This window comes from Millisia brevis NBRC 105863 (genome assembly GCF_001552615.1).
GTDB classification, from domain to species: Bacteria; Actinomycetota; Actinomycetes; order Mycobacteriales; family Mycobacteriaceae; genus Millisia; species Millisia brevis.
This window is the reverse complement of the sequence record NZ_BCRN01000009.1, coordinates 128,573-148,295: the sequence shown is the minus strand read 5'-3', so window position 1 is coordinate 148,295 and position 19,723 is coordinate 128,573. Positions and strand designations below refer to the sequence as shown.

General features: G+C 70.4%; 17 protein-coding genes. 10 read left to right on the top strand and 7 right to left on the bottom strand.

Annotation, left to right across the window (positions count from 1 at the left end):
• Positions 1-49: 49 nt before the first annotated feature.
• A complete protein-coding gene (locus MB1_RS14215; protein ID WP_066908372.1) occupies positions 50-1,450 on the bottom strand; it encodes an FAD-dependent oxidoreductase in 1,401 nt (466 codons plus the stop codon).
• A 228-nt stretch (positions 1,451-1,678) separates the two neighbouring features.
• On the opposite strand from MB1_RS14215, the gene MB1_RS14210 reads away from it, so the two are divergent.
• From MB1_RS14210 to MB1_RS14200, 3 genes are all read left to right on the top strand, one after another.
• A complete protein-coding gene (locus MB1_RS14210; protein WP_066908556.1) occupies positions 1,679-2,092 on the top strand; it encodes a rhodanese-like domain-containing protein in 414 nt (137 codons plus the stop codon).
• A complete protein-coding gene (locus tag MB1_RS14205) occupies positions 2,089-3,315 on the top strand; it encodes an O-succinylhomoserine sulfhydrylase (protein ID WP_066908370.1) in 1,227 nt (408 codons plus the stop codon). The genes MB1_RS14210 and MB1_RS14205 overlap by 4 nt, the downstream gene beginning before the upstream one ends.
• A gap of 65 nt (positions 3,316-3,380) precedes the next feature.
• A complete protein-coding gene (locus MB1_RS14200; RefSeq protein WP_066908367.1) occupies positions 3,381-4,214 on the top strand; it encodes a helix-turn-helix transcriptional regulator in 834 nt (277 codons plus the stop codon).
• On the opposite strand, the gene MB1_RS14195 is transcribed toward MB1_RS14200, so the two are convergent.
• Positions 4,162-5,484: an MFS transporter gene (locus tag MB1_RS14195; protein WP_218000245.1), complete on the bottom strand. Its 1,323-nt coding sequence runs from the start codon at positions 5,482-5,484 to the stop codon at positions 4,162-4,164. The genes MB1_RS14200 and MB1_RS14195 overlap by 53 nt on opposite strands.
• A 148-nt stretch (positions 5,485-5,632) precedes the next feature.
• Between MB1_RS14195 and MB1_RS14190 the strand changes: the two genes are divergently transcribed.
• Both MB1_RS14190 and MB1_RS14185 read left to right on the top strand, forming a co-directional pair.
• Positions 5,633-7,900, top strand: a complete 2,268-nt coding sequence (locus tag MB1_RS14190) for a glycoside hydrolase family 3 C-terminal domain-containing protein (RefSeq protein WP_066908364.1) — start codon at positions 5,633-5,635, stop codon at positions 7,898-7,900.
• A gap of 62 nt (positions 7,901-7,962) precedes the next feature.
• On the top strand, positions 7,963-8,820 hold the full coding sequence (locus MB1_RS14185) for an MOSC domain-containing protein (RefSeq protein WP_066908361.1): 858 nt from the start codon (positions 7,963-7,965) through the stop codon (positions 8,818-8,820).
• 38 nt (positions 8,821-8,858) lie between these two features.
• On the opposite strand, the gene MB1_RS14180 is transcribed toward MB1_RS14185, so the two are convergent.
• The 5 genes from MB1_RS14180 to MB1_RS14160 all read right to left on the bottom strand — a co-directional run bounded on the left by MB1_RS14180 (position 8,859) and on the right by MB1_RS14160 (position 13,330).
• Positions 8,859-9,401, bottom strand: a complete 543-nt coding sequence (locus MB1_RS14180; protein ID WP_245650192.1) for a PIN domain-containing protein — start codon at positions 9,399-9,401, stop codon at positions 8,859-8,861.
• 67 nt (positions 9,402-9,468) lie between these two features.
• Positions 9,469-9,996: a helix-turn-helix domain-containing protein gene (locus tag MB1_RS14175; RefSeq protein ID WP_066908553.1), complete on the bottom strand. Its 528-nt coding sequence runs from the start codon at positions 9,994-9,996 to the stop codon at positions 9,469-9,471.
• A 139-nt stretch (positions 9,997-10,135) separates the two neighbouring features.
• Positions 10,136-11,167 (bottom strand): ketopantoate reductase family protein, encoded by a 1,032-nt coding sequence (locus MB1_RS14170; RefSeq protein ID WP_066908356.1) that lies wholly within the window; start codon positions 11,165-11,167, stop codon positions 10,136-10,138.
• Between the two features lie 128 nt (positions 11,168-11,295).
• Positions 11,296-12,396 carry an LLM class flavin-dependent oxidoreductase gene (locus MB1_RS14165; protein ID WP_066908353.1) on the bottom strand — a complete coding sequence of 367 codons (1,101 nt, stop codon included), beginning with the start codon at positions 12,394-12,396 and terminating at the stop codon, positions 11,296-11,298.
• Positions 12,397-12,442: 46 nt separating this feature from the next.
• A complete protein-coding gene (locus tag MB1_RS14160) occupies positions 12,443-13,330 on the bottom strand; it encodes a LysR family transcriptional regulator (protein ID WP_066908348.1) in 888 nt (295 codons plus the stop codon).
• 387 nt (positions 13,331-13,717) lie between these two features.
• On the opposite strand from MB1_RS14160, the gene MB1_RS14155 reads away from it, so the two are divergent.
• The 5 genes from MB1_RS14155 to MB1_RS14135 are packed head-to-tail and all read left to right on the top strand — an operon-like array spanning position 13,718 to position 19,683.
• Positions 13,718-14,452, top strand: a complete 735-nt coding sequence (locus tag MB1_RS14155; RefSeq protein ID WP_157084074.1) for a class II aldolase/adducin family protein — start codon at positions 13,718-13,720, stop codon at positions 14,450-14,452.
• The gene (locus MB1_RS14150; RefSeq protein WP_066908343.1) at positions 14,449-15,480 is read left to right on the top strand and encodes an ABC transporter permease; all 1,032 of its coding nucleotides are present in this window, start codon (positions 14,449-14,451) and stop codon (positions 15,478-15,480) included. Before MB1_RS14155 ends, MB1_RS14150 begins: the two co-directional genes overlap by 4 nt.
• A complete protein-coding gene (locus MB1_RS14145) occupies positions 15,477-16,439 on the top strand; it encodes an ABC transporter permease (protein ID WP_066908340.1) in 963 nt (320 codons plus the stop codon). Before MB1_RS14150 ends, MB1_RS14145 begins: the two co-directional genes overlap by 4 nt.
• Positions 16,436-18,151: a dipeptide ABC transporter ATP-binding protein gene (locus tag MB1_RS14140; protein ID WP_066908337.1), complete on the top strand. Its 1,716-nt coding sequence runs from the start codon at positions 16,436-16,438 to the stop codon at positions 18,149-18,151. Before MB1_RS14145 ends, MB1_RS14140 begins: the two co-directional genes overlap by 4 nt.
• Positions 18,148-19,683, top strand: coding sequence for an ABC transporter substrate-binding protein (locus MB1_RS14135; RefSeq protein WP_066908334.1), 1,536 nt, complete (start codon positions 18,148-18,150; stop codon positions 19,681-19,683). Before MB1_RS14140 ends, MB1_RS14135 begins: the two co-directional genes overlap by 4 nt.
• Positions 19,684-19,723: the final 40 nt, after the last annotated feature.

Here is a 19,723-nt window from a genome sequence, read left to right as displayed (position 1 = left end):
AAACGCCGCGACCCCGGAGGATCGCGGCGTTCGGTGGTCGAGAAAGAGGTCAGGCCTTGTCGGGCTCCGAGGCGCGGAACATGTCGTCGCGCTCGACGACCTTGACCCGCTCGCGGCCCTGGGGCTCGCCGAGCGAACGCTCGTGGGCGTCGAGCCGGTACCAGCCCTCCCATGTGGTGTACGGCAGACCGCGCTCCTCGAGGAAGGCGATCACCTCGTCCGAGGTGCCCTCCGCGGCGGCGGTCAGGGCGCCGGCGTCGTAATCGGCGAGCAGGCAGGCGATCGTCTCGTTGGCGTCACCCTTGGTGTGGCCGATCAGGCCGACCGGGCCGCGCTTGATCCAGCCGGTGACGTAGGTGGACGTCAGGTGGGTGCCGTCGTCGTCGAGGACGCGGCCCGCTTCGTTCGGCACGGTGCCGGCCTGCTCGTCGAAGGGCAGCTGGGCGATGTTCTCCGACAGGTAGCCGACGGCGCGGTAGATCGCCTGCACCTCCCAGTCGTTGAACTCGCCGGTGCCGCGCACATTGCCGGTGCCGTCGAGTTCGGTGCGCTCGGTGCGCAGACCGACGACCTTGCCGTCCTCGCCGAGGATCTCGTGCGGCGACTCGAAGAAGTGCAGGAACAGCTTGTGCGGGCGGTTGCCGACGTCGCGGATCGCCCAGTCCTGCAGGGTATTGGAGACCATGTCGACCTGCTTGGACTCGCGGCGCGCGACCTCGGAGGCCTCGTCGTAGTCGATGTCCTCGGGGGCGACGATCACCTCGATGTTGGGGGAGTGATCGAGCTCGCGCAGCTCCAGCGGGGTGAACTTGGCCTGCGCCGGGCCGCGGCGGCCGAAGACGTGCACCTCGGTGGCCTTGTTGGCGAGCAGGCCCTCGTAGACGTTGGCCGGGATCTCGGTGGGCAGCAGCTCGTCGCCGGTCTTGGCGAGCACCCGCGCGACGTCGAGGGCGACATTGCCGACGCCGAGGACGGCGACCTTCTCCGCCTCGAGCGGCCAGGTGCGCGGCACGTCCGGGTGGCCGTCGTACCAGGAGACGAAGTCGGCGGCGCCGTAGCTGCCCTCGAGCTCGACACCGGGGATGTTCAGCGCGCGGTCGGCGTTCGCTCCGGTGGAGAAGATGACCGCGTCGTAGAAGCGGCGCAGATCCTCGAGGGTGAAGTCGGTGCCGTAGTCGAGGTTGCCCAGCAGCCGCACCTGCGGCTTGTCGAGCACCTTGTGCAGCGCCTGGATGATGCCCTTGATGCGCGGGTGGTCGGGCGCGACGCCGTAACGGATCAGGCCGAACGGCGCGGGCATGCGCTCGTAGAGGTCGATGCTGACGCCGGGGGTCTTGGCGTGCTCGGACTTCATCAGCGCGTCCGCCGCGTAGATGCCGGCCGGACCGGCGCCGACGATGGCGACGCGGATCGGGCGGGACGTACTCGTAGCTTCGGGCGCTGCGGTCATGGGAGCTCTCGACTGCCTTTCCGGTGTGTATTCGGTCACGTGCGCACGCCGACTTGCAGTGCGGACCGGCGACAGATCGTCCGCGTCGTCGGTGGTGACCGTGTGCAGGGCAGCGTTGATGCCCCGATGTCGCTACCAGGATAAGGGCACCCTGCAAGGCATCGGTACGTCAGGTAATTCCTCGAGCCAATATCTGGACAGCGGTGGGGGTTGTGGGATCGTGGTTCGGTGACCTATGCAGGCGATATCAGCCCGGAACAAGCCTGGGAGGTTCTGCGCGACGACCCGACCGCGGTCCTGGTGGATGTGCGCACCACCGCGGAGTGGCAGTTCGTCGGCGTCCCCGACCCGTCCGAGCTCGGCAAGAAGCTCGTGCTCGTCGAGTGGAACTCCTTTCCCGGCGGGCGGCGCAATCCCCAGTTCGTCGACGAGTTGCGTGACGCGGGGGTGACCGGCGACGGGCCGGTGCTGTTCCTCTGCCGCAGCGGGCAGCGCTCGATCGGTGCGGCGGAGGCCGCGACGGCGGCGGGTATCGGCCCGTCCTACAACATTCTCGACGGTTTCGAAGGTGGACTGGGCGCGGACGGCCACCGCGGCGCCACCGGCTGGCGGGCCGTGGGCCTGCCGTGGAGGCAGGGATGAGCGGCGATCCGATCGGCGGCGGTTTCGAGCGGCAGCTACCGGACGACATCGGCCCCGGCACCCGGGCGGTCCGCGCGGGTCTGAACCGGTCCGGGTTCGAGGAGACCTCCGAGGCGCTCTATCTGACGTCGGGCTTCGTCTACGAGTCGGCCGGCGCCGCGGAAAAGGCGTTCACCGGCGACGTCGACCACTTCGTCTACTCCCGCTACGGCAATCCGACCGTGCGGATGTTCGAGGAGCGGCTGCGGCAGATCGACGGCGCGGAAGCGGCCTTCGGCACCGCGTCGGGCATGTCGGCGGTCTTCGTCGCGCTCGGCGCGCTGCTCGGCGCGGGTGATCGCCTGGTCGCCGCGCGCAGCCTCTTCGGCTCCTGTTTCGTCGTCTGTAACGAGATCCTGCCGCGCTGGGGCGTCGAGACCGTCTTCGTCGACGGTGAGGACCTCTCCCAGTGGGAGGAAGCGCTGTCGGTGCCGACGACCGCGGTCTTCTTCGAGACCCCGTCGAACCCGATGCAGACCCTGGTCGACGTGCGCAAGGTGTCCGAGCTGGCGCACGCCGCGGGTGCACAGGTGGTGTTGGACAACGTCTTTGCCACCCCGCTGTTGCAGCGCAGTTTCGACCTCGGCGCCGACGTCGTCGTCTACTCCGGCACCAAGCACATCGACGGCCAGGGCCGCGTGCTCGGCGGTGCGGTGCTCGGCTCGCGCGAGTACATCGACGGCCCGGTGCAGACACTGATGCGCCATACCGGCCCGGCGCTGAGCCCGTTCAACGCGTGGACCCTGCTCAAGGGCCTCGAGACGATGCCGCTGCGGGTCCGCCATTCGGTGGCCTCCGCGCTGACGATCGCCGAATTCCTCGAGGAGCACCCGGCGGTGCGCTGGGTGAAGTACCCGTACCTGAAGTCGCATCCGCAGTACGAGCTGGCGACCGCGCAGATGTCCGGTGGCGGCACGGTGGTCACCTTCGAGCTCGACGCCCCCGAGGGGCGCGGCAAGGAGCGGGCCTTCGAGGTGCTCGACAAGCTGCGCATCATCGACATCTCGAACAACCTCGGCGACGCCAAGACGCTGGTCACCCATCCGGCGACGACCACCCACCGGGCGATGGGCCCGGAAGGTCGTGCCGCCGTGGGCATCACCGACGGTGTGGTGCGGGTGTCGATCGGCCTCGAGGATACCGAGGACCTGCTGAACGACCTGGACAACGCCCTGCGCGCCTGATCGTCCGGGCGCGGCCCGCGGGGGTGTGGGAATAGGGTTCGCACATACCGGCGTTGGCAGCGGGTATGCAGGTCGATCGCGCGCTGCTGGAACGATTGCTGACCGACGTCGAGTGGACCGTCGCCGCGGCATGTCGCCCCCGACTCGGAGATGGGGCATTTGTCGGATCCGACGGTGCGGCAATGCTGCTCGTCTACGTGCGAAGTGGTGCGGTGGATCTGCTGCCCACCGGTATCGACACCGTGTGCCGGCCGGGCCGCGCCGAGACGGGGGCCCTGCTGGTCGTGCGGCCCTCGGTGCGGCTGGTCGCGGTCGGAGAGGCCGAGTTGACGGTCGCGGGGCTGCGCCCGACGCCCGGCGGAGTCGGTGCGGCGGCGGAGCTTCCGGACTGGATCGTGCTCGGCGACCTCGAGCGCAGCGACCCGGACATCGTGGGGTTGGCCGCCGGCTTGGGCGGCTGCACCGGGCCCGCGGACGTCAGCGCGGTCTGCGGCAAGATAGCGACCGCGATCGTCGCGGTGGTGCTGCGCACCTGGGTGGAACGCGGCTGCGCCCCGCAGGGATGGCTCGATCCGATCGGCGACCCCTACCTCGCCCGCGCGGTCGAGGCGATCCACCTCGATCCCGGTCGCCGCTGGACGGTGGCCGACCTGGCGCGGACCGCGGCGATGTCCCGCTCGGCGTTCGCGCAGCGGTTCCGCGGCGAGTTGGGCGTCTCGCCGGCCGCCTACCTCAACGGGGTGCGGATGACGCGCGCCCAGCAGATGCTCGGCCGGGACGGATTGTCCGTCACCGAGACCTCGCGGCTGCTGGGCTACGCCTCCGATATCGGGTTCAGCCGGGCATTCACCCGGCATGTGGGCAGCACGCCTGCAGCGTGGCGTCGGGACGCGGGCTGACCGGCCGATCCTGCGACTGCTCGGCCGCCGCCGTGTCGATTCCGGCGGCCGTCGGCGCACCGAGGTGGCGGCACGCGGTCCCGAAGGTGATCGCGCCGATCACCAACAGCGCCGCCGCGACGAGCAGCAGGGTGTGAATCGATGTGGTGCCGAGCAGCAATCCGCCGCCCGCCGCGCCCAGCATGATCGCCAACTGGAAGCCGGCGACCACCAGCCCGCCGCCCGCCTCGAGACGATCCGGCAACTGTCGGCTGGTCCAGGTGTTGACCACGATCAGCCAACCACCGAAGGCGCTGCCCCACACCAGCACCGCGATCGCGGAGACGATGATCGACGACGTACCGAAGGCGACGACGACGATCGCCACGCCGGTCAGCGCGGGCACGGCGTAGGCCAGCGCGACCAGATGCCGGTCGACCAGCATGCCGGTCACCACGTTGCCGACAAATCCGCCGATGCCGAAGAGCGCCAACAGGATCGTCAACGTGGTCACGTCGATCCCGTCGACCCGTTCGAGCGCGACCCGGATGAACGCGTACGCGGTGAAATGTCCCAGCACGGTGACCACGTGGCCGGCCAGGCCGAGCCGCACCGGCGGCAGGCGCAACGTGCGCAGCACGTCGATCGGCCGTACCGGTGCGGCGGGCGGAATCGGCGGCAGCAGGACCGCCAGCAGCACCGCGACCAGCGCGGTGACCGCCGCGATCACCAGAAACGCGGAACGCCAGCCGGCGATATTGGCCAGTAGGACCGCGGCGGGTACGCCCGCGACCGTGGCCACCGAGGTGCCGGCGGTGACGATCATGACCCCGCGCCCGAGCTGGTCGGGCCGGGTGACCGCGACGGCCACCGCCAGCGACATCGCCCAGAAGCCGCTCAGGGCGATCCCGAGCAGCACCCGCGCGAGCATCACCAGCTCGAATGTCGGGGCGAGGGCGACGACCAGGCTGGAGACCGAACCGCCGGCGGCGAGGAGAGTCAGCAGCCGGCGGCGGTCCATCCGCGGGACCAGCGAGGCGATCGTCGGGGCGGTCAGGAATCCGATCAGGGCGGTGATGGTGATCGTCTGTGCCGCCTCGGACGGGCTGATCCCCAGGTCGTCGGCGATCGGCGTCAGCAGACCACTGGGCAGGAATTCCGCGGTGACCAGCACGAAGCTGGTGCACAGCAGCACGACGAGGGCCATCCAGCGGGTGGACGGTTGGGTCGACGGGGAGCCGACCGCTCGGGTGGAGTGCTCCGGGCGCTCCGAGGAGTTGGTTGTGGTCACCCGACCACGGTGCGCCGATCCGATGGCCGTGTCCCGACCGATCGTCCACGGCGACCGATCGTTCGTCCGCGGTCTCGCCGCTGTTCGATTGGGTACCGTCGAAGCTGCGACGGGCGCACCACGGGGATGCGCCGTGAAAGGACTTCCTGTGCCCGAGTCGGACCTGACAGCAGACGCCTCCCTCGGATCCGGTGGCTCGTTCTGGACCACCAAGGCGGTCGGCGGGCTGCCGCCGATCATGCTCACCGACGGGCCGCACGGGGTCCGCAAGCAGCAGGGCAGCGTCGATCACCTCGGCCTCGCGGCGAGCGTTCCCGCCACCTGCTTCCCGCCGCTCGCCGGTCTCGGCCAGAGCTGGGATGTCGACCTCGTCGCCGCCGTCGGCGCCGCGCTCGGCCGCGAATGCCAACAGCAGGACGTACGGGTCCTCCTGGGGCCGGGCATCAACATCCGCCGATCTCCCTTGGGCGGCCGCAACTTCGAATACCTCTCCGAGGACCCGCATATCTCCGGGGTGCTCGGCGCCGCCTGGGTGCGCGGGGTGCAGGGCGAGGGCGTCGGGACCTCGCTGAAGCACTACGCGCTGAACAACCAGGAGGACGACCGGATGCGCGTGAGCGCCGACGTCGACCCGCGGCCGCTGCGCGAGGTCTATCTACGGGGCTTCCGCCGGGTGGTGCAGGACGCGCAGCCCTGGACGGTGATGTGTTCCTACAACCGTGTCAACGGGGTGCACGTCTCGCAGGACCCGTTCCTGCTCACCCGGGTGTTGCGCGACGAATGGGGTTTCGCGGGCGTCGTTGTCTCCGACTGGGGTGCGGTGCGCGATCGGGTGGCGGCGGTCGCCGCCGGTCTCGACCTGCAGATGCCCTACGACGGAGGCGCCGGTGACGCCGCCGTCGTCGCGGCCGTCGAGAACGGCGCACTGGACGCCGCCGCGGTCGAGCGGGCCGCCGCGCGCGTCACCGCACTGGTCGAAAAAGCCACCGCCGCACAACGGTCCGATGTCACCGTCGATGCCGATGCGCACCACGAACTCGCCCGCGAGGCCGCCTCCCGGTCGATCGTGCTGATCCGCAACGACGGTGATCTGCTCCCGCTCACCCCCGCCGGATCGATCGCGGTGATCGGCGAGTTCGCCCGCACCCCGCGCTACCAGGGCGGCGGCAGCTCGCACGTCAACGCGACCCGCGTGGACATTCCGATCGACGAAATACGCTCCGCCGCAGCGGAAGCCGATATCACCTTCGCGCCGGGATTCACCGTCGACGGCTCGGGCCCCGACGGTGCGCTGGTCGACGAGGCCGTCGCGATCGCCGCCGACTCCGATGTCGCCGTCGTCTTCCTCGGGCTCGACGCGAGCCAGGAATCGGAGGGCTTCGACCGCGAATCGATCGATCTTCCCGCCGAACAGCTCGACCTGCTCGCCGCCGTCGCCGCGGTCCAACCGCGGGTGGTGGTCGTCCTGCAGCACGGGGGAGTGGTCCGCCTCGCGCCGGTGGTCCCCGTGGCCGCCGCGATGATCGACGGTGCGCTGCTCGGGCAGGGCGGCGGCGCGGCGATCGCCCGGGTCCTGTTCGGGGCGGTCAACCCGTCGGCTCGGCTCACCGAGACGGTGCCGCTGCGGCTCGAGGAGACCCCGGCCTTCCTCGACTTCCCGGGCGAGCACCAGCACGTGCGCTACGGCGAGGGTCTCTTCGTCGGCTACCGCTGGTACGACACACGCGGCCTCGACGTGACCTTCCCCTTCGGGCACGGCTTGTCGTACACCACCTTCGGCTACGACGGCCTCGAGGTGCGCGCCGAGGGGGAGAGCATCCGGGTGGCGGTCCGGGTGACCAATACCGGGTCGCGGGCCGGGCGCGAGATCGTGCAGGTCTACGCCGCCGTCCCCGGCTCCGCGCAGGTGCGCGTCCCCCGCGCGCTCGTCGGCTTTGCCGCCGTCGAACTCGAGCCGAGCGAACAACGCCGCGTCGAGGTGGTCGTCGATCGCCGCGATCTCGAGTACTGGGATATTCGGGTCGATCGGTTCGTCCTCGAGCCGGGCACCTACGAGATCTCCGTCGGCGCTTCGAGCCGCGACCTGCGGGCCTCGGCGACGGTCGACCTCGTCGGCGATACCGTCACCGTCCCGCTGACTGTCGAGTCGACGATCGGTGAGGCGATGGCACATCCGATCGCCGGGCCGGTGCTTCGGCAGGTGCTGCCGGCGCCGCCGACCTCCGAGGACGGTGGCGACGGTCTGGGGGTCGACATGGCTCGGATGATGGCGAGCATTCCGCTGGAACGGGCGATCGCCATGAGCGGGGGTGCGGCGACCCGCGAACAACTCGAACAGCTTCTCGCGGTGGCCAATGCGGCTCCGCCCGTCGGTGGCGACGCGCCCGAGCCCGCGGGGTCGCCGCCGGTCGACTGAGCCGATCGCGTGTCCCGTGCGTACAGTCGTCAGCATCCCGCGGGAGACGATCGGAGGTTCGCGTGCCGCATGCAGATACCCTGTCGGCGCAGGTCACGCGCCTGTTCCGGTACCCGGTGAAGTCCTGCCGGCGCGTCGAGGTGGCGGTATCCGATGTCGTCGCCAACGGTTTGGTCGCCGACCGCGAGTACATGGTGGTCGACGCGGACGGGGTCTTCGTCAGCCAGCGCACCGTTCCCGCGCTCGCCCTGGTCGATCCGGCCGAGGTCCTCGCACGGGCGGTGCCGGCGCAGCGGCGGCTGAAGGTCCGCGTGCACCGGTGGCGTGGTGAAGGGGTCGACCAGGGTGACGCCGCCGCACGGTATCTGACCGATATTTGCGGAGAACCGGTGCGGCTGGTGCGGTTTCCCGACGATCAGCGCCGCGATACCGACGTCGGTGGTGGCACCACCGCCTTCGCCGACGGCTACCCCTTGTTGGTGACTTCGGAACGGTCACTGGCCGAACTGAATCGCGCGCTCGGCGGCGATTTTGCGATGGAGCGCTTTCGGCCGAATATCGTGCTCGGCGGCCTCGAGGAGCCGTGGGCCGAGGACGAATTCGACCACCTGATGATCCGGTCGCTGCGGATCGACATCGCCACCCTCTGCGGCCGTTGTCCGGTGACCACCGTCGACCAGGACAGCGGGGTCGTCGGGACCGAGCCGCTGACCTGGCTGCGCGCCCACCGACAACTCCCACGCCTCGACCGCGGCACGATCGCCGTCTTCGGCGTCAACGCGATCCCCCGCGACTCCGGCACGATCGCGGTCGGCGACCCGGTGACGATCGTGCGGTCAGAGGTGCCCTACCTCGAACGCGCGCGCCTGGCCGGCGAACAGGCCCGACAGGCCCGCCGCCGGCCCGCGCGCGCAGGCTAGCCTCTCTCGGCCCGTGCACGGGTGGACCGGACCAGGCATCAGGTGTTGCGCAACATGTCGACGGCTTCGATCATCCCGTAACGGGTTTCGAGTACCCGGAGGACATCGGTCAGGGTCGCCGCGGGGGCGGTGTAGCGGCCGATCATGGTCTCGAGTGCCTGTCGGGCGCGCTCGGGGGAGACCACAACGGTATCCGCTGCGAAGTCCGTGGCAGGCAGCACTCGAATGTCGGACGGCACGCAGCGGTTCGGGAAGTCGCGCACATTGTCCGTGACGATGGCGCCGGCCGCGCCGACTCGCGCGGCGGCGAGCACATGCTCGTCGTCGATGTCCGGCAGACCGAAGGTGCCCTCCAGCGGTTCCCAACCGGCCACCAGTGCGTCGTCGAAAGCCGCGTTCATCGCGCGGACGAGGGCTCCGGCCCGCCGCGCGGCCGGAGCGGTCTCGACACCCCTTTCCCTGAGCTTTCGCGCCTCGTGCTCCTCCAATTCGGCGAGGATCGCCGACGACCACAGCGGGCGATAGAGGTTCTCGACGGCCATCGACAGCAGGAAGTCGCGTTGCAGGCTGGGCCAAAGCACACACGTATCCAGAACGGCGGCGAACATGCGCCGATTCTGGCAACGGCCACCGACGGTTTGTGGCCGCCTACTCGGCCGCGCGGCGTCTAACCCCCGCCGCTCGCCGGACCTCCCGCAGGTGCCGCCGCACACTCTCCGGGTCGTCGTCGGCGGTGATGTCGACGGAGGTCTCCGAGAGGAAGTCGTATTGCCGCTGTCGGCGTACCTCGCGGTATGCCAAGACGTCATCGAGTCGAAGGCGGTGGCGATTGCCGATGCGCTCCGCGGCCAGCTCGCCGGTCCGAATCAATCGCACCACCGTAGGTCGACTGACGCCGAGCAGATCGGCGGCCTCCTGCGTCGTCAGAGTGAGATTCTGCGGTGCCACCGTCACCGCTTTGCCGGCTTCCAACGCCGTGACCACCTGCAACAGGATGTGATGCACCGCCGGAGGTAGTTCGACGCGGTCGTGCTCGTCGATGCCGACCAGCGCGTACCGCGGTGTGATGTCGGATCCGCGGCGCTTCTGGTGTGCGGCCAGAAAGCTCGCGACGGGGGCAAGGGCCGCCGCGTCCCGCGGGAGGAAGGTCTGCGATTCCAGGGCTGCGCCGGTCATGATCACCTCGTCGAGAACATATCGAAGGTTCTTTCGGAACTTTCGAATAACTATGCTCCCCGACGACCCGGATCGTCAATGCCGGGCGCCGGCCACCCCCGGCGTGCCGCTCCACCGAAGCGGCGCGCCGGGGTATCGATCAGCCCGCGACGCCGGCGGGCAGCAGGGCGGTCAGGCGGTCGAGGCCGGGCAGGTCGATGCCGCCGCCGCGCTGACCGGCAGCGCCGAGCAGCGCCTGCAGGGTGGTGTTCACCGGAGCCTCGACGCGGTGCAGCCGCGCCAGGCGGGCGATCTCCCCGTTGAGATGGTCGATCTCGTGGGAGTCCGCGCCGCGCGCGAAGCTCTGCCAGGTCGACTGGGTGCCCTGGCCGACGCCGAGGTCGGCGTCGCCGCCGCGCTGATCCGGGTCGATCACCAGCACACCGCGATCGGCGATCGGCCGGCCGGCCGCCTCGAGCACCGCGCGGGCCTCCGCCTCCAGCGCCTCGCCGACCTGGCGCTTCGCCTCGTCGTCACCGGCGAGCACCTCGAGCCCGTTCTTGACGCTGTGCAGCAGCTTGGTCGCCTTCACCGCGCCGATCTCGCCGGTACGGCGCACCGCGAAGCCGGCCGCCACCCATGCCGCCGCGACGGTGTCGACCGCATTGCGGGTGACGCGGGTCGGCGCGTACGGCTCGCCGATCAGCGCGGAGCCCAGGTACGGGCGGCCGCCGACGCGGACCTCGCCGACCTCGGTATAGCGCGCCGCGATCAGCACCGTCGTCGCGACGACGTGCGCGAACCACCGGGCGACGGTCTCCTCGGCGTCGATCCCGTTCTGGGTGGTGACGATCGGCAGCACCTCGGCGGCGGTGCCGACCTCGGCGTCGCCGTCGAAGACCGGACGCCAGGCGAGGTCGCTTGCCGCCTGCGCCACGTGCTGCGCCTTGACCGCGAGCACCAGCACATCGCCCACCCGCAGCGTCGCATCCTCGATCGAGGCGACCCGCAAGGGAATTCGGCGATCACCGGTGACGGTGCGTAGCAGCAGCGGGTTCTCCCGCAGGTGCTCCAGGGCGCGCCCGCGGGCGATCAGCAGGGTCTGCCGGCGGTCCGACTGCTCCTGCTCGGTCAGGGCCGCGGCGAGGGCGGAGCCGACCGCTCCGGCGCCGACGATGACAAATCTGCTCACCGTTGCTCTCCTTCTCTGGGGATGAACCCGACGCTACGTGTGGGGCGGGAAAAACGGTCTCCGCCGGTGGTATTGGGATCGATCCGATCGAAAAATGGTCATACATCGGCAAAGCCGATGCGGCGCGCTCAGGCCTGCGCGGCGCTGCGTTCCCGGTGTGCCAATTCCTGACGGACCAGCGGCAACACGTAGCGCCCGTAGTCGACCGCGTCGTTGAGGTTGTCGTAGCCGCGGATCGAGACGATCTCCGCGCCTAGGTCGACGTAGTCGACGATCGCCGCGGCCACGGTCTCCGGGGTGCCGACCAGCGCGGTGCTGGCGCCGCGCGCATTGGTCGCGGTGGCGGTCGCCGTCCACAGGGCCCGGTCATGCAGTTCCCCGCGCTCGGCGAGGTCCAACAGTCGCTGCGACCCGAGGTTCTCCGGCTGCAGACCGTGTTCGCGGCGGAAGCCGGGCTGCAGGTTGCCGCGGTCGTTGCGCTGCAGGGCGCCGAGGATCCGGTGGGCGCGCTCCCAGGCGAGTTCCTCGGTGGGCGCGATGATCGGCCGGAAGGTCACCCAGATCTTCGGGCGCCGTTGCCGACCGGCGGCCCGGCTGTACTCCTCGATGCGCCCGATGTTCTCCGCGGTCTCGCGCAGCGGTTCGCCCCACAAGCCGAAGATGTCGCCGAGCTCGCCGGCGATGCGGTAGGCGGCATCCGACGAACCGCCGACCGACAGCGGGATCGTGCCCGCCGCCGGGCGGTAGTCGGCGCGGAAATCCTCGAATTGGTAATAGGTTCCGTGGTGGGAGAACGGCTCGTCCGACGCCCAGACCCGGCGCAGGATGCGGATGTACTCCTCGGACCGGGCGTAGCGCTGCGCCTTGTCGAGGTGGTCGCCCTCGCGCGCCTGGTCGGCGGTGCTGCCGCCGGAGATGATGTGCACGGTCGCCCGGCCGCCGCTGAGCTGATCGAGCGTCGCCAACGCCTTCGCCGCGACCGTCGGATACAGCGTATTGGGGCGCAGCGCGACGATCGGCTTGATCCGGTCGGTGAACGAGGCGATATAGGCGGCGACCGAGAACGGGTCGTACCCATTGGAGCCGTAGGGCAGCAGGGTGTAGTCGAAACCGGCGGCCTCGAGTTCGCTGCTGTAGCGGCGCAGGAACTTCGGATCGATCCCCGCGTTCGGGCGGGGGAACAGTTCGGAGCTGTCGTTGACATAGCTCGCGCTGATGAACTCGACCATGCGCGTCGACATCCTTTCTCGGAAAGCGATATTCGGGAAGGTGTGGTCAGGCCACGCCGGCGATCAGCGGCCGCACGCTGCGGGCCACCTCGGCGAGATGCTCGGATACCGCGTCGACCGCCACCCGTTCGACGTCCGCGGACAGGCCGCGTCGGGCGACCAGCCGCACATCGATCGTGCCCGGCGGCGGCAGGATGTCCAGTTCGACCAAGCCGTCGGGGACGGCGCCCGAGAACGGCAGCAGGGCGACCCCGAGCCCGGCGCGGGTGGCGGCCAGCACCCCGTCCAGACTGGTCGACTCCGCCGTCACCACCACCTCGCGGCCGGCCTGCTCCAGGGCGCGCCGCGCCCGGCTGCGCAGCCCGCATGGCTCCTCGAAGGCCACCAGCCGGGTGGCGCCGTTGGGGGCGTGGACCTCTCGCGGCGACGAACAGACCCACCGCAGACCCAGGCGCCCGACCTCGGAGCCGGTCGGACCGGGGTTGCCGCCGAGCACCACCGCCAGGTCGAGGCTGCCCTTGTCGACCGCCTCGGTCAGCGCGGTCGATCGGTCGATGCGGAACTGGATTTCGACGTCGTGATAGCCGACCCGGATCGCCCGCAGCATGTCCGGCAGCAGCCGGTCGGCGGCGTGCTCGGTCGATCCGACGGTGATCCGCGACGGGCGGCTCGCGCGCAGCCGTTCGAGCATCTCCTCGTGCGCGGCGAGCAGCGTGCGCGCCTCCGCGACCAGCGCGTCACCCGCGTCGGTGAACCGCGAACCCCGCCGATCCTTGACGATCAGGGTGCGCCGCAACCGCTTTTCCAGCAGCCGGACGTGTTGACTGACCGTCGGCTGGCTCAGGTGCAGCGCATCGCCCGCGCGGCGGAAGCCGCCGGTATCCGCGATCGCCACCAGGGTGCGCAAATGCACCAAATCCAGGGGATCGGCCATGATCGTGGTACCTCCGTCGTCGAAACGGCATGCGGCCGCCCGCCGATTGTGTCCGGTTTTCCCGGCCCTGCCCGGGGTTGCATTCGTCGCGAATACAACCGGTGCCGAAAGCCGCGACTCGAGCCTCGTGACCTGCAGAATTTCGCGCACGCTGAGCCAAAACGGGTGATCGTTGTAGATCGCGAATAGCGATCGATTCGGGCGCGAACAACCCTGGATTCGGACCGATGACGGCCCTACCGTCGGGTGCCGATTCTCCGGAATATCCCCTTCGGAGCGATCGTCCGCTTGCAGTTCGGCCGGCCTGCCGAACGTACGGACGACCGGCGAGTTCGCCCGGACCATCACCGCCGCCCGTCGGCCCGCGCCCTCTCGAAAGGAGATCCGATGTCGATTACGACGCTGCATCCGATCGACGCCCACCATTCCGATATCGCGACCGAGCGCGCCCGACGCAAGCGCGGTCTCGCCGTGGTGTTGCGGCTGTTCGCCGAATACGGCTACGAGTTCGGCTTCAACGGCCATGTCACCGTGCGCGATCCCGACCCGAGCCGGGAGACCTTCTGGGCCAACCCGCTCGCCGTCCCGTGGGCGCAGACCCGCGTCTCGGACCTGGTCCGCCTCGACGCCGACGGCGAGGTGGTCGAGGGCTTCCGCGATACCTCCATCCCCGGCTTCCGCAGCCAGTTCGCCCTGCACAGCGCCCGCCCCGACGCGGTCGCCGTCGTGCACGCGCATTCGCCGCACGCCTTCGCCTGGTCGGCGCTCGGTCGCACATTGCCGATCCACAACCACGACGGCGCGCTGCTGACCGGTCTGGTCGCCGTGCGGGAAAGCTTCGACCAGCCGGCCGCCGAGGCGCTCGGCGCCGACGCGCGGGTGCTGGTGCAGCGGGCCCACGGCCTGGTGACCATCGGACAGAGCCTCGAGGAGGCGGCGTTCTACTTCATCGCCGGTGAGCGCGCCGCGCATGCTGCGCTGCTGCTCGCCGCCGCCGGCGGCGCCCCCGAGCTCGACCCGCAGAGCGTCGCCGGGTGGGCGCTCACCCCGGCGAAGGCGCGTGCCCAGTTCGAGAACGATGCGATCCGGGTACTCGCCGCGGACCCGGATATCGAGCTGTGACCGCGCCGCCCGAGGCGGCGGCGTCCACGACTCCCGCCTCGACCACACCCGCGACCAACCCCGCCACCTCCGTTGCCGCGCCGATCTCGGTGGTGCGCTTCCGCTGGCCGCTGTCGCCGACCTATCTGCTCGGCCGCCTCGTGGTGGCGGCCCTCGCGGTGCTGGCGGTGATTTCGCTGGTCTACATCTGCCTGGTCGCCACCGGCAACCCGGCACAGCTGCTCGTCGGGCCGGACTCGACCGCCGCGGACATCGAACGGCTCTCCGCCCACATGGGTTTCGACCGACCCTGGTACGAGCAGTATCTGTCCTTCATCGGCAGCGCCCTGACCGGCGACCTGCCCGACTCGATCCGCTACGGCGAGCCCGCCCTCGGGCTGGTCCTCGAGCGGCTGCCCGCGAGTTTGCTGCTCGGCGCCACCGGCCTGACCCTGGGTCTGCTGCTCGGCCTTCCGGCCGGCTACCTCGCCTCGCGCCCGCGGCGCGGTGGGGCGCGGCAGGCGCCGATCACCGTGCTCGCCGCCCTCGACTCGATCCCGAGCTTCTTCCTCGGCGTGCTGCTGATCTACGTCTTCGCCGTCGTCCTCGGCGTCCTGCCGGCGTCCGGCTCCGCGTCGTTGGCCAGCCTGGTGCTGCCGGCGCTGACCCTCGCGCCGGTGGTCGCCGCCCCGGTCGCCCGCGTCTTCCGGTCGAGCCTGATCGACACCCACGACCTCGACCACGTGCGATTCGCCCGCTCGAAGGGGATCGGCGGTGTGCGACTGGCGTTGCGGCATACCGTCGCCAACGCGCTCGGGCCGGTGGTCAACGTCGTCGGTGTGCAGGCGGGCATCGTGCTCGGCGGCGCGATCATCACCGAGTCGCTGTTCTCCTGGCCGGGTGTCGGCCAGTTCGCGATCAGCGCGATCAGCAACCGCGACTACCCGGTGGTGATCGCGGCGATCGGCTTCATCGCCGTCGGATTCATTCTTGTCAACCTCGTCGTGGACCTGATCGGTGCCGCGCTCGACCCGGGGAGCAGCCGATGACCGCCGTCTCGTCCGATACCGCGACCCCCGCCGTCGCCACCCCGGCGCCCGGCGCTCTGCCCGCCGCGGTACACACGGACCTCGATTCCGTTGTACCGGTGACCGCTACGCCCACCGGCCGGCGCCGGTTGCGGGGCTCCTCGGCGGGCGCGATCATCGGCGGCGTCCTGCTGGTACTGATCGTCGGGCTGTCGTTGGCGGCTCCGCTGCTCTTCCCGGACGGCTACAACGTCCAGGATCTGGCGCGCCGCTCCCTCGCCCCGACCTGGTTCGGCGAACATCCCCTGGGCACCGATCAACTCGGCCGCGATTACCTGACCCGCCTCGCCTACGGCGGCCGGGTGATGCTGTGGCTGTCGACGATCGCGGTGATCGTCTCGACGATCATCGGCGTCGGGCTGGCGTTGATCTCCGCGCTCAGCGGCCCGGCGGTCGAGGTGATCGTCGACCGCATCGCCGATGTGCAGCTGGCGATTCCGTCGATCCTGATCGGCATCGTGGTCCTGGCGCTGCTCGGCCCCAGCACCCTGACCCTGCTGCTGGTCCTGGCGGTCAGCTCCTGGGTGCTGACCTTCCGCATCGTGCGCAACCGGGCTCGCGCCCTGCTGCACCGGCCGTATATCGACGCCTGCCGACTCGCCGGCGGCGGCACCCGCGACGTGATCCTGCGGCATGTGCTGCCCAATACTCTGCCGCTCGTGGTCGTCGCGGCGTCGCTGAATTTCGCGTCGGTGGTGCTGCTGCTGTCCGGGCTGGGCTTCATCGGCCTGGGTGTCGCCCCGCCGACCCCGGACTGGGGGCAGCTGGTCGCCGCCGGACAGGCGCAGCTCGCCGACCAGTGGTGGCTGTCGATCGCTCCCGGTGTACTGCTGGTGGCGCTGTTGGTCGGCACCCAGCTGGTATCCGATTGGCTGACCGTACGTTTCGCGGTGACCTCCCTCGAGGAGGGGGCGTCGTGACCGCGCTGCTTCCCGACGACGCAACCGCCGGAGCGGTACATCTCGACACCGCCCGCCCGGGCGGCCCGGTCGTGCGGGCGAGCGGAATTCGCGTCTTTCGCCGCGACGGCGCCCACACCGATCTCGTCCGCGGGATCGACCTGGAGGTGTGGCCCGGCCATACCCTCGGCATCGTCGGTGAATCGGGTTCCGGCAAGACGATCACCGCCTCCGCGATCGCCGATCTGCTGCCGGGCGCGCTCGACTTCGGGCTCGACAGCTTCGAACTCGCCGGCCGGTCGGTCCCCGACCTGTCCGCCCGGGAGCGTCGCGCCTGGATCCGCCGGCATATCGGCGTGGTCTTCCAGAACCCGGTCGCCGCGCTCAACCCGCGGCTGACGATCGGCGCCCAGGTCCACGAGGCGCTGCCGCGCGAGCTGCGCGGGCGGCGCGAACGCTGGGCCCGGGTGGTCGAATTGCTGGACCAGGTCGGCATTCCGGCCGCCGCCGAACGGCTGCACGCCTATCCGCACGAACTGTCCGGCGGTCTCAACCAGCGGGTGGTGATCGCGATCGCGATCGCCCGCAACCCGGTGCTGCTGATCGCCGACGAGCCGACCACCGCCCTCGACGTCAGCGTGCAGGCGCGCGTCCTCGACCTGATCGACGGGCTCAAGCGCGACCTCGGCATCGGGGTGCTGCTGGTCAGCCACGACATCGGGGTGATCGCCGAACGCGCCGACGCGATCCTGGTGATGCGCTCCGGTCGGGCGGTCGAGCAGGGTCCCGCGGCACAGCTGCTCGACCACCCGGTGCAGGCGTACACCCGCGACCTGATCGCCGCCGCCCCCGACGTCCGTGCGCCCGCGCTGCGCGCCGACCGGGACGACAGCGAGATCGTGCTCGAGGCGCGTGAGCTGCGCCGCGACTTCCCGCTGCCGCGCGGCCTCGGGCGCCGTCGCTACCGGCGCGCGCTCGACGGGGTCTCGCTGACGATCCGCGACGGCGACAGCATCGGCCTCGTCGGCGAATCCGGTTCCGGTAAAACGACCTTCGCCCGCGCGCTGGTCGGACTGGATACCGGGTCGACCGGTGAGGTGCGCTACGGCGGATCACCGGTCCACGAACTGTCCGGTGGCCGCCGCCGCGAATGGCGCCGCAACGTCCAGTACATCTTCCAGGACCCCTATGGTGCGATCGACCCACGCCTGACCGTGCGCGCGGCGATCGCCGAACCGATCGAGATCAGTGGCACCCCCGTCGAACGGGCGCAGATCGACGAGCGGGTGACCGCACTGATGCGGGAGGTCGAACTCGACCCGGCGCTCGCCGATCGACGACCCGGCACCCTCTCGGGCGGCCAGCGGCAACGGGTGGTGATCGCCCGCGCCCTCGCGCTCGACCCGCGCGTGCTGGTCGCCGACGAACCGGTCTCCGCGCTGGACCTGACGGTGCAGGCCGCGGTGATCGATCTGCTGCGCCGCCTGCAGCGCAGCCGCGGCCTGAGCCTGGTGCTGATCTCCCACGACCTGGCCGTCGTCAAATCGCTCTGCGCCCGCATCGTGGTGCTACGCAACGGCGTTGTCGTCGAACAGGGCGACGCCGAAGAGGTCTTCGACGCGCCGGCCCACGAATACACCCGCGAACTGCTCGCCGCGATACCGACCCGCGCGGCGACCGTCCCGTCCACCGATAACACCCCCAACCCATCCGCCGAGGAGCACACCCGATGAGATCCATCCGACATGTCACCACCGCGTTCGCCGCGCTGACCATCGCGGCGGTGGTGTCCTCGTGCGGGGTCATCGGCGACAGCAGCGGTGGCGGCTCCGACGATTCCGCCGACGACACCCTGAGCCTGGGCATCTCCCGGCAGCTGACCGGTCTGGACCCGGGCGCGAGCGGTTCGCTCGACGGCGACGCCACCGTGCAGGCGGCGATCTTCAACGGCCTGACCCGCGTCGACCCGGACTCCGAACTCGTCGGCGATCTGGCCGAGTCCTGGGAGCAGGACGGCGAAACCCGGTGGGTGTTCACCCTGCGCGACGGGGTCCGCTTCTCCAACGGCGACCCGTTCACCGCCACCGACGCGGCGTGGAACTTCGAGCGCGTCCTCGGCGATCCGGCCGGCTTCTCCCAGGGCTCGTCCCTGCAGTCGGTGATCGCCTCGGTCGAGGCCCCGGACGACACCACCCTGATCATCAACACGCAGGGCCCCTACCTCGACCTGCCGGACCGCCTCGCCAACTTCTTCCTCACCCAGCAGGCCTGGGTCGAGTCGCACAACCCGAAGCTCGAACCGCTCGGCACCGGCCCCTACCGGCTGGTCTCGCTCGACCTGGAGAACCGCGCGGTCCTGGAGCGCAACCCCGAATACTTCGGTGACGAACCCGATTTCGACCGCGTCGAGTACGTCGTGCTCGCCACCGAGGCCGCCCGCGTCGCCGCCGTCCAGACCGGCGAGGTCGACGCGGCGATCCAGTTCGAGCCGTCGAGCCTGCAGCAGTTCGCGGACAGCGACACCTACGACATCGGCAACCAGTGGAGCACCTGGAATATGACGCTCCGCTTCAACGAGACCAAGGCGCCGCTCGAGGACGTGCGGGTGCGGCAGGCGCTCAACTACGCGGTCGACAAGCAGACCATCGTGAGCAGCCTGCTCGGCGACGACATCGAACCGCTTGCGGGGCAGGTGGTATCGCAGCCCTATGACCTGACCAACCCGGCGCTCGAAGCCTTCCCCTACGATCCGGACCGCGCCCGTCAGCTGCTCGCCGAGGCCGGCTACCCCGACGGACTGCCGCTCGAACTGCAGCTGAGCACCGGCACCTACATCGCCTCCGACCAGATCGCCGAGGCGGTCGCCAGCCAGCTCGCCGCGGTCGGCGTCGACGTGTCGATCACCACCGCGCAGTTCCCGGCGTGGGTGGAGCGCAGCCGCACCGACGACGTCGCCGACCTGATCTACATCGGCTACACCAGCGGCTACAAGTCCCCGGTCGAACGGCTGCGGATCTTCACCTCGAACTACGCGCAGAGCCACTTCGAGGACCCGGAGTACGACCGGCTGATCGACGAGCTGACCGTCGCCCCGAACGACGAGGAGCGGGTCCGACTGTTCAACGAGGCCACCGAGCTGTTCCGGGACAACCCGCACGTGCTGTTCCTCTGGCCCCAGCCGTTGACCTACGTCGTCGACAAGGACCTGGAGTGGACGCCGCGGCCCGAGCACTGGCTCATCGCGCAGGATTTCTCCCGGCGATGACCCGAACCGGCTCCGGTAGTGCACCATTCGACAACTCCGC

Coding starts and splice junctions, on each gene's coding strand:
- MB1_RS14205 (WP_066908370.1), top strand. CDS start 2,089: ATGAGCGGCGATCCGATCGGCGGCGGTTTCGAGCGGCAGCTACCGGAC.
- MB1_RS14215 (WP_066908372.1), bottom strand. CDS start 1,450: ATGACCGCAGCGCCCGAAGCTACGAGTACGTCCCGCCCGATCCGCGTC.
- MB1_RS14135 (WP_066908334.1), top strand. CDS start 18,148: ATGAGATCCATCCGACATGTCACCACCGCGTTCGCCGCGCTGACCATC.
- MB1_RS14155 (WP_157084074.1), top strand. CDS start 13,718: ATGTCGATTACGACGCTGCATCCGATCGACGCCCACCATTCCGATATC.
- MB1_RS14200 (WP_066908367.1), top strand. CDS start 3,381: ATGCAGGTCGATCGCGCGCTGCTGGAACGATTGCTGACCGACGTCGAG.
- MB1_RS14165 (WP_066908353.1), bottom strand. CDS start 12,396: ATGGTCGAGTTCATCAGCGCGAGCTATGTCAACGACAGCTCCGAACTG.
- MB1_RS14175 (WP_066908553.1), bottom strand. CDS start 9,996: ATGACCGGCGCAGCCCTGGAATCGCAGACCTTCCTCCCGCGGGACGCG.
- MB1_RS14160 (WP_066908348.1), bottom strand. CDS start 13,330: ATGGCCGATCCCCTGGATTTGGTGCATTTGCGCACCCTGGTGGCGATC.
- MB1_RS14145 (WP_066908340.1), top strand. CDS start 15,477: ATGACCGCCGTCTCGTCCGATACCGCGACCCCCGCCGTCGCCACCCCG.